This window comes from Sporacetigenium sp. TC11 (assembly GCF_058146105.1).
The window spans coordinates 337132-350134 of sequence record NZ_JBYVNY010000002.1 but is presented as its reverse complement, the minus strand read 5'-3'; the positions used below and the strand labels follow the sequence as shown (position 1 = coordinate 350134).

The 13003-nt window shown below is 26.9% G+C and carries 14 protein-coding genes and 1 riboswitch; of the genes, 4 read left to right on the top strand and 10 right to left on the bottom strand.

The features are described 5' to 3' along the window. Positions 1 to 69 precede the first annotated feature (69 nt). Positions 70 to 846 carry a DUF3226 domain-containing protein gene (locus tag ACUSRV_RS04665; RefSeq protein WP_490140758.1) on the bottom strand — a complete coding sequence of 259 codons (777 nt, stop codon included), beginning with the start codon at positions 844 to 846 and terminating at the stop codon, positions 70 to 72. 1 nt (position 847) lies between these two features. Continuing rightward, complete coding sequence (locus ACUSRV_RS04660; protein ID WP_490140757.1) at positions 848 to 1885, bottom strand: AAA family ATPase; 1038 nt, start codon at positions 1883 to 1885, stop codon at positions 848 to 850. A gap of 183 nt (positions 1886 to 2068) precedes the next feature. Here ACUSRV_RS04660 and ACUSRV_RS04655 point away from each other — a divergent pair, with 183 nt between their 5' ends. Beyond that, positions 2069 to 2299 carry a hypothetical protein gene (locus ACUSRV_RS04655; protein ID WP_490140756.1) on the top strand — a complete coding sequence of 77 codons (231 nt, stop codon included), beginning with the start codon at positions 2069 to 2071 and terminating at the stop codon, positions 2297 to 2299. A 44-nt stretch (positions 2300 to 2343) separates the two neighbouring features. Here the strand turns inward: ACUSRV_RS04655 and lysA are convergent, their stop codons facing one another. The 7 genes from lysA to ACUSRV_RS04620 form a co-directional block, all read right to left on the bottom strand. After that, positions 2344 to 3666, bottom strand: coding sequence for a diaminopimelate decarboxylase (gene lysA, locus ACUSRV_RS04650; protein WP_490140755.1), 1323 nt, complete (start codon positions 3664 to 3666; stop codon positions 2344 to 2346). A gap of 140 nt (positions 3667 to 3806) precedes the next feature. Further along, positions 3807 to 3981, bottom strand: a riboswitch (Lysine riboswitch). Between the two features lie 57 nt (positions 3982 to 4038). After that, entirely contained in the window at positions 4039 to 5463 is a 1425-nt protein-coding gene (locus ACUSRV_RS04645; RefSeq protein ID WP_490140754.1) for a sensor histidine kinase, read from the bottom strand. Further along, positions 5453 to 6112: a response regulator transcription factor gene (locus ACUSRV_RS04640; RefSeq protein ID WP_490140753.1), complete on the bottom strand. Its 660-nt coding sequence runs from the start codon at positions 6110 to 6112 to the stop codon at positions 5453 to 5455. The genes ACUSRV_RS04645 and ACUSRV_RS04640 overlap by 11 nt, the downstream gene beginning before the upstream one ends. Positions 6113 to 6206: 94 nt before the next feature. Then, positions 6207 to 7055 carry a pantoate--beta-alanine ligase gene (gene panC, locus ACUSRV_RS04635; protein ID WP_490140752.1) on the bottom strand — a complete coding sequence of 283 codons (849 nt, stop codon included), beginning with the start codon at positions 7053 to 7055 and terminating at the stop codon, positions 6207 to 6209. Beyond that, positions 7049 to 7897, bottom strand: a complete 849-nt coding sequence (panB, locus tag ACUSRV_RS04630; protein ID WP_490140751.1) for a 3-methyl-2-oxobutanoate hydroxymethyltransferase — start codon at positions 7895 to 7897, stop codon at positions 7049 to 7051. Before panB ends, panC begins: the two co-directional genes overlap by 7 nt. 12 nt (positions 7898 to 7909) lie before the next feature. Continuing rightward, positions 7910 to 8806: a Rossmann-like and DUF2520 domain-containing protein gene (locus ACUSRV_RS04625; RefSeq protein WP_490140750.1), complete on the bottom strand. Its 897-nt coding sequence runs from the start codon at positions 8804 to 8806 to the stop codon at positions 7910 to 7912. Between the two features lie 195 nt (positions 8807 to 9001). After that, the gene (locus ACUSRV_RS04620) at positions 9002 to 9793 is read right to left on the bottom strand and encodes a DUF5677 domain-containing protein (protein ID WP_490140749.1); all 792 of its coding nucleotides are present in this window, start codon (positions 9791 to 9793) and stop codon (positions 9002 to 9004) included. Between the two features lie 194 nt (positions 9794 to 9987). Between ACUSRV_RS04620 and ACUSRV_RS04615 the strand changes: the two genes are divergently transcribed. Together ACUSRV_RS04615 and pdaA are read left to right on the top strand one after the other, a co-directional pair. Continuing rightward, positions 9988 to 10296, top strand: coding sequence for a hypothetical protein (locus tag ACUSRV_RS04615; RefSeq protein ID WP_490140748.1), 309 nt, complete (start codon positions 9988 to 9990; stop codon positions 10294 to 10296). Between the two features lie 109 nt (positions 10297 to 10405). Continuing rightward, complete coding sequence (gene pdaA / locus ACUSRV_RS04610; protein ID WP_490140747.1) at positions 10406 to 11278, top strand: delta-lactam-biosynthetic de-N-acetylase; 873 nt, start codon at positions 10406 to 10408, stop codon at positions 11276 to 11278. A 111-nt stretch (positions 11279 to 11389) separates the two neighbouring features. On the opposite strand, the gene ACUSRV_RS04605 is transcribed toward pdaA, so the two are convergent. Next, complete coding sequence (locus tag ACUSRV_RS04605; RefSeq protein WP_490140746.1) at positions 11390 to 11881, bottom strand: hypothetical protein; 492 nt, start codon at positions 11879 to 11881, stop codon at positions 11390 to 11392. A gap of 127 nt (positions 11882 to 12008) precedes the next feature. Here ACUSRV_RS04605 and ACUSRV_RS04600 point away from each other — a divergent pair, with 127 nt between their 5' ends. Next, on the top strand, positions 12009 to 12989 hold the full coding sequence (locus ACUSRV_RS04600) for a zinc dependent phospholipase C family protein (RefSeq protein WP_490140745.1): 981 nt from the start codon (positions 12009 to 12011) through the stop codon (positions 12987 to 12989). Positions 12990 to 13003 lie beyond the last annotated feature (14 nt).

Here is a 13003-nt window from a genome sequence, read left to right as displayed (position 1 = left end):
GAGTTTTAGAAATGTGCAAGTTAAAATCCGCATAAATAGATTATAAAGTATCTATTTATGCGGATTTTATTAATCCTTTATAAAATTCTCAATAAATTTATATAATATTTGTATTTTTTCACTTTTAAATATATTACTCTGATCTATCCATTTATCATTTTTTATAGAAACTTGATTTGCAACTCCAGGACTTAATACACTGGCCATACTTCCTATAATTGCCTTTTTATTTTTTGAAACTGACAGTTTACTTTTGTACTTATTATCAACATTTTCTATATAGTTTAAAGCATTTTCTAATAAATCATCGTATTGAACTTTTGCTCCTTCCAATAATATATCTTCTAGAGTTCCACTGTCTTTATTATTAGGAAATACATAAATATCACATTTTATTTTTATATCTTTAAAATATCCTTCTCTATTTATAAAGCAAGATTCATCAAAATTTAATTCTTTTCTTTTTGTTATATTTAATATGAAATCATTGTACTTTTCATTGGCGCTTTTGTTGTCTGCATCACATACTACTAATATTCCATTTAATTGCTTTAATTGTTCTCTTTGCATTATTGCTATAGTGTTATTTAGTTCTGATATTATTCTCGTTTCTCCTAAAGCTGCTTTTATAGCAACACATACATCTTCAGACTTATAAAAATCTGGAATAGGACTTATTTTCTCTAATCTACCCTCAATAAAAGGATATTTATTTGGAATTAATCCTTGCCATATATAAGGTGTATCTTCTTTATTTTTTATTTGTCTTAATCCTAATATTTGAAGTACCTTCCCAATAGCAGCCTCATCATGAGGACCTTCAACTAAAAAATAATAATATCTCATATCATCTCACATCCAAACCCATATTAGATCTTATACTATATAATTGCTCCCCTGAAAATCTATTAACGTAAGTATCATGATTATCACTCTCTAATCTATAGCATGCTATATCAGCTATATAATCTATGCCGCCCTCTATTAATGCATCTATAGCTTCTATACTATGAGTAGTTAAGAATATCTGTGTATTGTATCTTTTACATATTTCCATAAGCCATTTAAAGAAATCCTTAAGGGCTCTTGCATGTATTGCAGTTTCTATTTCATCTATAAGTAGGATTCCATCTATAGCTTCTATTACTGATGATGATATTGTTATAGCTTTTTTTATTCCATCACCAAATGCAGATATAGGTAAAATTCCATTTATTTTATGATTAATATATAAAGATGTAATATTGTTTTCTGTTATTAAATCAAAGCCATCTATATTTTTATCAAATATTTTCATCATTTCCAGTATATCTTGTTTTTTCCCTAGCTTTATAGATTTACTTATATACTCAACATATCTACTTTGCATATAGTGGTCTATAGGAGATATATACTTCATAGGAATAAACGAATTATTATCTTGGTATAAGATTTCGTAATCATCTTCTCTTACTGAAAATTTTTTCTCATATTCCTTATTATTTATAATTAATTTGTATTTTCCACTAAACACTGACACAGGAAGTTCTTCTTCCGCTAATCTAAATAGATATTCTTCATATCCATCTATACTTATTTGTATTTTCTTATTTTCAACCTCACCACTCAAAGATATATTTTTTTTATCAAATTCTTTATTAAACATGTTTATAAATGATTTATACCAACTTGATTTTTCGTTATTTTTTAATACTTCTCTTACTTTATATAATAAAATCAATCTATTTATATCATTTGGATATTCTAAAAACATTATTGATTCAAGTATACTAGTTTTTCCGCTGTTGTTTTCTCCTATTAGTATATTTATATCTTTTGTGTCTTTTAGCTCTATACTTTTTAGCTTTCTAAAATTTTCTATTTTTATATTTTTTATATGACTCAAGTTACTTCCCCCTGCATAAAATATTGTATAACAAGCCTTTTGAATTTTCAGATTTTTTACAATATTTAAAAATATTCAACTATATATAATTCTTTCTATAGTATTATATATAGTTGAATATTTTTAAATATATAACTATTTATATTTTAATTGCTAATTATTACTTTGTGGGGTGGGGATTCTATGAATAATTCTAACGCTTTTTTTAACATTATTCAGTCTTTTATAAATACTTTTGGTATGGGGTCATATATAATATTTGTATTAGGTAGTATACTCTTATTTTGTATCTATGCTGGGGAGAAAAGTATTGCTAGTAAGGACTTTGATAGAGTCTATCTAATAGCTCTTTTTGCTTTAGTTGTATTATCGTCCTTACTTGGAGTAGGATTAGATGTATATAGATCAAGTTAATAAAAAACAAAAAACCTTATTGTGGAAAAATCCACAATAAGGTTTTAAATTATTTCACTATATGCAACTTCATCTAGGTTTATTAAACACTGTGGAATAACATCCTTAGATATTAAATCTTCATAACTTTCTCTTTTTTTGATAACATAGCTATTTCCTTCACTTACTAGAACAATAGCAGGTCTTAGTGCTTTATTGTAATTACTAGCCATTGAGTCATTATATGCACCTGTATTTAATACAGCTAATATATCGTTTCTTTCTACTATAGGTAGCTCTATATCTCTTATAAGTATATCACCTGATTCACAGCATTTTCCACCTATTGTTACTATTTCTTTTTCTATAGTATTAGCCTTATTTGCAACTATTGCAGAGTATTTAGCATCATAGAGTGCAACTCTTGGATTATCGCTTAGTCCTCCATCAATTGATACATATTTTCTAACGCCTTCTATATTTTTTATACTTCCTACATTATATAATGTTATTCCAGCGCTTCCTACAAACCATCTACCTGGCTCTATTATTACACACGGTCTTTTTAAATTTCTTCTTTCAAATTCACATTCTAATTCATTCATTACTGGTTCTAAAAACTCATTTAAACCAACTTCTATATCTCCTTCAACGTATTTTATACCAAATCCTCCACCTATATTTAAGTCCTCTATTTCATAGTCATATTCATTTTTTATGTGTTCTATCCAACCTATAGCTACTCTTAAAGCTTTTAAGTGTGATTCATTTGAAAATAGTTGAGATCCTACATGAAAGTGAATACCTTTAAAATTTATATAATTTGAATATATAGCAATTTTTATAGCCTCATCTATTTGAAGTAATGGAATTCCAAACTTCGAATCTTTTTGTCCTGTACTTATATGTCTATGAGTATTAGCACTTACCTCTGGAGTAATTCTAAATAATATATTAGCCTCTTTGTTTAAATTCTTACAAATTTCTTCTAATAACTCTAACTCACTTAAGCTATCTACTACTATTCTACCTACTCCATACTTAACCGCCATAATAAGTTCTTCTTTTGACTTATTATTTCCATGGAATATTATATCCTCCATAGGGAAATTAGAACTTATAGCAATATATAATTCCCCTCCTGAAACTACGTCTAGGCCTAGACCTTCTCTTTGTACGATTTTACACATAGCTAAATTTAATAATGCTTTTGATGCATAAACAGCTCTAACATTTTCGTATTTGTTTAAAAAACTATTTCTTACTTCTCTTCCCTTTTCTCTTAATATACTATCTGAAACTACATATAGCGGTGTTTTATATTTTTTAGCTAACTCCACAGTATTACATCCATCAAAGTATAGCGTCCCATTCACTGTCTCAATCATAATTAATCCCTCCATAAATTTTGATAAGATGGAGATTCTGCAGTAACATCTTAATCTTCGTAATAAAAAAGGCCCAAGGAACATACTATCCTTAGGCCCTTAAATACTAATTCAAAAATATTGCTTATTAGCATTCACGAACTTAAGATAGCTCTCCACAAATCTCTTTGTGACAATGTTGTACATATTTTACACAACACCAACATATAAACTTAAAGCATCATTTATACATTTCGGCGTCAACACCTTTCCTATCGTTTCACTGTGCTTATCTCCACAATAGTACTATTTGGTAACGCGACCTCTATCTTTTTGTATTTATTTTTAATAAAGTTAATTATAACACAAATTATAAATTTGTAAATATATATTTTAAAATATTATAGTAAATAATACTCCTTGCTCTACATTTTTTAGTTCATAACTTACATTATTTAATTCTAATATTTTCTTAACTATATAAAGACCTAACCCGCTTCCTCCTGTGTTTCTATTTCTTGACTTCTCTAATCTATAAAAAGGTTCAAAAACCTTAGTTAGTTTTTCTTCTTCTATAGATGCTCCAGTATTTAAAACTTCTAATACTACTTTGTTTTCTCTTTCATACAATCTGATAATTACCTTTTCTTTCTCTTTTGAGTATTTCACAGCATTACTAACTACATTTGATATTGCTTTTCTAATAAGTTGTTGGTCACCCTTTATATATAAATTATCTTGTATTTTATTTACTATAGTAAGATCTTTAGATATTAAAAAGTATTCAAAGCTTTTGGATATATCGTATACCATATTTGATATATTCATATTTTGTATATTGGGTTTAAATTCTGAGTTCTCTAGTTTATATATTTCCATCATTTCATAAACTAACTTTTCCATATGCTCCATAATATCAAAAGATCTTTTTAAGTATCTATCTCTATCTTTATAAGATCCTATGTTGTGTATCATACCTTCAAGTTGCCCTTTTACAGCGGTTATAGGTGTTTTTAATTCATGGGATATAGTGGCTACAAATATTTTTCTTTGTTCTTCTAGCTCTCTTTCTCTTTCTATATCATTTCTTAGTTTTTTATTTGCTTGTGTTAATTCATTCATAGTGTTTTGTAAGTTAAATGAAAGTTCATTAAGGCTATTTGAAAGCTGGCCTAATTCATCTTGAGAATATACTTTACATTTCGTATCAAAATCAAGTTTAATCATTCTCTGTGCTGCAAAATTTAATTGTATAAGTGGCTTTGATATTATTTTCGAATATACATATCCACTTATAATACACATTAACAAAATAATAGCTCCTATATAAGGTGCAAATCTTAAAATTACAGTAGCTGCTTCATCAATAGGTTGCAAAGTTGCATTAACCTTAAACACCGTTACTATATCTTCAAATTTTACAGGTGAAGCTTCTAGATATATATATTTTTCATCTGGATTTTCTTTATATACATCTGTTGTTGCCGGTGATGAAATACCTCCTATTTGGATAACATTAAAAGGTATATACAATATGTTTCCATCTAGATCGTAAATAGTAAGTTGCACATTATATTCTTCACAAAATTCATCTAATAACTCTTTTGATTCTAAAAATGTTAAAGTATCTACTTTGCCTACTAATTGCTTGACCCCTTTTTCTAAACTCTCTGCTTTATATCTATAATAATAATTAGGTAATTCAATATACATAGTTGTATAAATTATAAAGGCCATAGACACTAATAATGCGCTAGTTATAAAAAATATTTTATAAGCTATATTATTTTTTATTTTATATACTAAATTACTTATCAATTTTATATCCTATTCCTTTAACAGTTTTTATATATTGTATTCCCGTTTTCTGTCTTATGTTTTTAATATGTGTATCTATAACCCTTGCATCACCGTAGTATTCATATCCCCATAACTTGTCTAACATAACCTCTCTACTTAAAACCTTTCCTATGTTCTCAAGTAACATTTTTAATATCTCAAATTCTTTTGTAGTAAGCTCTATTTCATTTTCATCTACATACACTTTATAGGCATCAATATCCATATGTATTCCTTCAAATTTTAATATATTGAGGTTATCTACTTTGTTATATCTTCTAAGTACAGCTTCAACTCTTCTTATAAGTATATTAAATGAAAATGGCTTTGTAATATAATCGTCAACCCCTAACTCAAATCCCTTAACCTCATCTTTTTCATCGTCTAATGCTGTTAACATAATAATAGGTACATCCGATTTGGCTCTAATCATCTTACAAAGAGAATATCCATCTATATTAGGAAGCATTATATCTAGCATTACTAAATTATATTCATTCTCGTTAAACATGTTTATACCTTCAAGACCATCGCTTGCTACATCTACTTCATATTCTTGACTTACTAAAAATTCTTTTATTAGTTCTTGTATATCAATATCATCTTCAATTACCAAAATTTTGTTCATATTATCACCTCTATCTTATTTTATCAAACATTTATGGAATTTGTGTGAATAAATAAAGACTGCTGATAAAATTATCAACAGTCTTTATTATACACTAAACTTTTAAATATATATTGTCTATTAATCTAGTTTTTTCAAATCTTACAGCTACAGCTATTATAGTATCCTTATTTATAAAATCTATATTTTTAAATGACTTAGAATCTAGTATTTCTACATAATCTATATTTGCTAAAGGCTGACTTTTTATGTTTTTTTCTATAAAATCTTTTAAAATACTTACATCCCTACATCCATTTACAAACATATCCTTAGCCTTAAACAATGATTTTGAAAGTATTAATGCTTGATTTCTCTCATTATCATTTAAATACACATTTCTAGAGCTTAAGGCAAGTCCATCTTTTTCTCTAACTATAGGACAGGGTATAATATTTACATCAATATATAGATCTTCAACCATTCTTTCTATTACAGCCACTTGTTGAGCATCTTTTTGTCCAAAATATGCATTAGTAGGCTTTATTATATTAAATAATTTACAAACTATAGTAGTAACACCTCTAAAGTGTCCTGGTCTAGATGCTCCACAAAGTTTATTAGTAAGTTCTCCATCTACTTCAACATATGTACAATCATTATCTTTATAAATTTCATTTGTCTCTGGTGCAAAAACAATATCAGCCCCAGATTTTATTGATATTTCGTAGTCTCTATCAATATTTCTTGGATAACTATCAAAGTCCTCGTTTGGTCCAAATTGTGTTGGGTTTACAAATACACTAACTATAACTAAGTCATTTTCTTTTTTTGCATTTTCTATAAGAGACAAATGGCCTTCATGTAAATATCCCATTGTAGGAACAAATCCTATTTTTTCTTTTCCTTCTTTTTTTGCTTCTTTTATAAGTTTTTGAATTTCATCAATTGTCTTTACTAACATTTTTCTTCTCCATAAAGTCTATTTATTATCTCTTCATCTATAGAAAATGTATGTTCTTTACATGGGAACTTAGCTTCTTTAACCTCATTTATATAATCTTTAGAAGCATTTATTATATCTTCTCTTAAATTAATATATTTTTTAGCAAATTTAGGTGTAAAATCTGAGAACATGCCTAACATATCTTGAATAACTAAAACTTGTCCATCACAATGACTACCAGCTCCTATACCTATAGTAGGTATACCAACTTTTTCTGATACAATCTTAGCTAACTTTTCTGGTATAGCTTCAAGTACTATAGCAAATGCTCCAGCTTCTTCAAGTGCTATAGCATCATCTATTATTTTTATGGCTTGTTCTTCACTTTTGCCTTGTACTTTAAACCCTCCAAACATATTAACTGATTGAGGAGTTAAACCTAGATGTCCCATAACGGGTATTTGTGCCTTAGTTATAGCCTTAACTATATCAACTATCTCTACTCCACCTTCTAATTTTACTGCATGTGCATTACCATCTTGTATTATTCTTCCAGCATTTCTAACTGAATCTTCTATATTTATATGATATGATAAAAAAGGCATATCCCCTACTATAAGTGCTTTCTTAGCTCCCCTTGAAACAGCCTTACAGTGGTGTATTATATCATCTACAGTTACTTCTAATGTAGATTCGTATCCTAAAACAACCATTCCTAAGGAATCCCCTACTAATATGCTATCAACTCCAGCTTCGTCAACTAACTTTGCCATTGAGTAATCGTATGCTGTAAGCATGGTTATTTTTTCACCTTTTTCCTTTGCTTGTTTAAATGATGCAACAGTAAACTTCTTATTCATTATTACCATCTCCTAATCCAATATATTTTTTATATTTTTTATTTTTTGCTCGTCTAAGAGCTTTTCTTTTGATGATAGTAACAATGTCATAAGAGCCATATTTTTATAAAAGTCTACTTTGCTTGGAATACTACTTTCCATAGCATTTAAATGCGTTTGTATTGTTTTGTAATCTCCTCTTGAAATGGGTCCTGTTATGGCTTTACTGCAGCCTAAATTTCTTATATTTTGTATTGTCCCATCTATAAGAGGATACAAAGCATTTAGTGCTTCTTTTTCTTTTATGCCAATAGATTCAAAGAGTGAAATACCAAAATCCATTAAAGTAACTAAATAATTAGATATAACACAGGCTCCTGCATGGTATATAGGTTTATCATCTGAATTTATCTTAAAGTAATTATTATTTGTTTTGTTTAAAATTAACTCAATAACATGAATTTTTTCTAAACATCCTTCTATAGTAAAAACAGTATTTCTTAAATTCTTTACTGAATTATCTATATCTGCAAAAGATTGCAAAGGATGCATTGAGTATACAAAACAATCTAATTCCTTAAGAGGACTTAATATATTAGATGAATAAGATCCGCTAGTATGTAAGGCTATTTTATTATTTATAAATGAATTTGAATATAAAATATCTACTATATTTTTTATTTCATCATCATTTGTAGTTATAAATAAAATATCTACATTATCTATTAATTTTCTAATATCATCATATACTGTAGAATCTGTAAACTTAGCTCCTTCTTTAGCAGACTCTATAGATTTGCTATAATAACCAGCAATATTAAATCCATTGTTTTTAAAATAAATTCCCAACGACTTACCTACTTTACCTGCACCTATAAATCCAAGTTTCAATTTTATCACATCCTCGATAAAAACCTTAATTAAGGGCATAAAAAACCTCTTTGTGCCTAAAAATAGACGCAAAGAGGGTATAGTAATCCTTTGTTTTATTCCTCCCTGTCTCTGGCATACAAGCTCAAAGCAGACTATTTAAAAATTTTTATAGATCTTAGCCACAAGATGTACAGTTCTTACGATACCATCATCATATATATTTTATCATACACTTATTCATATTGTATATATTTATATATCTTCATCTAAAGAATTCTTCATATGTTCTAACATATCTCTTAATATTTTATATTTTTTATCTTCTATATTTTCTTCACAAATTTTAAGTGCAACTTTAAATATATGTTTTTGGATACTTATAGATTCACAGACTAAATTATTATACATATTTGTAGTTCTAACTACAACTATGTTGAATATTTTTGTGAAAGTAAATACTGTAAACAACCTACTTATAAGTGCGTAATTATTTTTTTCGCAGGTAAACTTCAGATTTGGTCCTAAATAACACTCTACAGTTGCATAGTTACAATGGGTGAAATTACAAAGAAAGTCATAATAACTAAAAAAGTACTTTTTATCTTTTCCCATTCTCATCTTTGAAGGATTTAGTCTCTGGCCTAAAACATTGTTATCAGAGTCTACGTATTCACCGTCTGGATTAATTTTTATATATCTTTCAGCTACATTATAAGGATTGTGTATAAAGTCTCTTATCCTATCTACATTATAATCTAAATATCTACAATTTAAATAGTTTTCATATATATTTCTAACTAAACCGAATACATCTTCATGTAAGTTTAGTTCTATTAGTACTTTTATACCTTGAAGCGTTTTAGTACTTTTAGTCAATACAAAATATTCAAAGTCTCTAGCTAGCTCATCTATCTCTTCTTTACCGTTTATGGCTAAGTCATATAACCCTTCTGCCACTGCACTAGAATCTATAAATTCTTTTGATGTTTTAATCAATTTATCTATAGTCTTATCTAGTGATTCTATAGCTTCTTGTAACTCCATTGATATATCTCCCTTTCATTGTATATTTTAGAAGTAGTATGTGCTAAAATTTGTATTTTTATTTTAGTATTGTAAAATAGTATTTTTTGTCTAAAGGTGCACGAAATTGTATTACGGTTTTTATAGAATTTTGTTATATTTGGTAGTAAAATTTATATATAGATATAAAGAATCTATACATCAGGGGGGATCATATGTTTAAGAAAACTTTACTTATAATAACAAGTACTATATTTATAGCTCACTTAGCTAGCTTTTATGAAAAAGAATACCTAACAGAAAAAACTTATAATTTTAATACATCTTCTCAATTAAAAATTGTTAAAGAAAAACACTGCCATGAATATTTAGATAATAAACCAATAAAAGAGGACATGCTTAAAAGAAAAACTTCACCTAGATTGTATAATAATGCTAAAATATATAATCAAAATAAGTATATACATACTCCGCTTTATACATTGCTTAATATCCAATCTTCAAGATTAATTGTAAATTCATAAGAGAGTTTATACTCTCTTTTTTTATGTCTTTTTTTGGATTATATATAAATTAATATTTCTAAGAGTATTACACACAATATAAGTAATTATTATTTTTGAGGTGATAAAAATGAACAAAAAAAATCGATTGTTTATTTCAATTGCTTTTTTATTTATTTTAGGAGTATTGTTAAATACAACTAATACAGGTAAAAATTTTAAAACTCTGTTAGGTTCTACTATTACTAAACTAGGAGTAGATACTATGGAGTATAGTTGGTATTTCAAACCTAGAACTGATGGTGAACAACCAACGCCAAATACAGAGGCTTCTTTCTTCTCTAAATACGGCACCTATTATGTAGGTAAACCACAAGAAAAAGTAATATATTTAACATTTGATGCAGGATATGAAAATGGATATACTGAAAAGTTATTAGATACATTAAAGAAGCATAACGTTCCAGCAGCATTTTTCGTTGTAAAAAGCTATATAAAAACCAATCCCGATTTGGTTAAACGCATGGTTGATGAAGGGCATTTAGTATGTAACCATTCTACAACTCACCCTTCAATGGCTACTATTACTGACTTTGAAAAGTTTTCTAAAGAACTTACAGCTGTTGACGATGCTTATAAAGAACTTATAGGCAAAGAAATGCCTAAATATTTTAGACCTCCTATGGGTAAGTTTAGTGAATTATCCCTAAAATATACTCAAAAACTGGGATATAAAACTATTTTTTGGAGTTTTGCTTATGTAGATTGGCTAAATGACAATCAACCTTCACATGAATATGCAAAAACCAAAATATTTACTCGTACCCATCCAGGAGCTATAGTATTATTACATCCAAATTCTAAAACAAATTGTGAAGTATTAGATGATGTTATAACAGAATGGAAAAAACAAGGATATACGCTTAAAAGTTTAGATCATTTATCTGGAGCGAATGTTGAAAAAATTGATAAGAAAAACATTATAGATTCAAAAGATAATTAAAATTCGCAACCCTCATGTCGCCAACGACCTTGAAAACCAGGTCCGTTGCTCAAAATTAGCAAAATAAAAGTACCTATTAATAGGTACTTTTATTTTATTAATTTACTTATTTTAATCAGCCTCTATAAAGATATTTTTATCATCATAAAAACCTACCCAAAAAGGTATATATATACTTTTTATATCTACTAGATTTATATTTTGCACACAGTCTATTTTTTTGTGTAAATTCTTTATTAGTTCATCTTTTATACTATTTATAATTTGAGATTCGTTTATACTAGATTCTCTTAAATTAGTTTTTTCTATATTAATTTTCACTGTATTGGGTATATTATTTATATTAAATGAATACCCTGTACTTGTATTAATTAGCATAGTTATATTATCTACTTTAGTATTAGATTTATTAAAGATTCTTTCTTTTAAGTTTAGTTTATGAATTATTTCATATGTTATAACCTTGTATTCTATATATTGAAGTTTTATATTTTTTATTCTTTTATTTAATTGAACAACTTTGCTCATTAAAGGTATTTTATTATTTATTATTTTCATAGCTTGTTTTTTGTCCATTTTAACTTCTAATGCATCTACTTCCATAAATAATCCTCCTACTGAATTTAAAAATTATGCTTTTGTATAGTATATTATTTAGACGACTTGTTTCATGTATATATGATTTAAAAATTGTATAACTTAATACTATAAATTATATGAGGAGAATTTTATGCCTGGACTTATATCACACTATCTCTTTGGAGAAGATTGCTTAAAATATTTAAACAGGTTTTATTTAAAAGATATAATAAAAGAAAACTATGATACTTATATGTTTGGAGCACAAGGCCCAAATTTTTTCTCTTATCATAAAGCATGGCCATTTACTAAACAAATAGGTATAGAAAATATAAGTTCTATTATACATACAACAAAGACAAATGAATTTTTTAAAAACCTATTAGAATTTTCTAGAGAAATGGATAACTTTAAAGCTTTAAATGGTAGCGAAAAATTCAAGAATACTATGATATCATATATGTGTGGTTTTGCAACTCACTATATATTAGATAGAAATCTACACCCTTATGTTTATAATGTAGAATTTAAATTTAAAAACAAATATAAAAATACAAAGTCTGAAGTTTTGCACAAACATATAGAAACAGATATAGATATGAAATTACTTAACATAATAAAAAAAATGTCAATTAAAGAATTTAGAGATTATACAGTATTTGATATATCTTTTGATGCTTTTAATATATTATCTGATATGTATAAGTATAGCATAGCCGAAACTTTTTCATATAACATAAGTAAAAACGAGATAGCTCATGCCCTAAATTCTGCAAGATCAATAAGAAAATTTTTATATGATCCATCAAATATAAAATTAAGCGTAGTTAAAAATCTCGAAAAAATATTTAATGAAAAAATTCAATTTAGTAGCATTATATATAAGAATAAGTATGCATATGATTACGATGTTTTAAACTATACAAATAGCACCTGGGAAGACCCGTTTACTAAACAGATATATAACGACAGTTTTATAGACTTATATAATAAATCTATACCTAATGCAGTTGAATTTATGGAGATTATATTTTCCTATATAAATAACGATAGAAATATAAATACGATATTAGAATTTGTAAATGATATATCATATGATACAGGTAGAAATTGTAAATTTACATTTAGTTAAAAAAATAAAAGGAC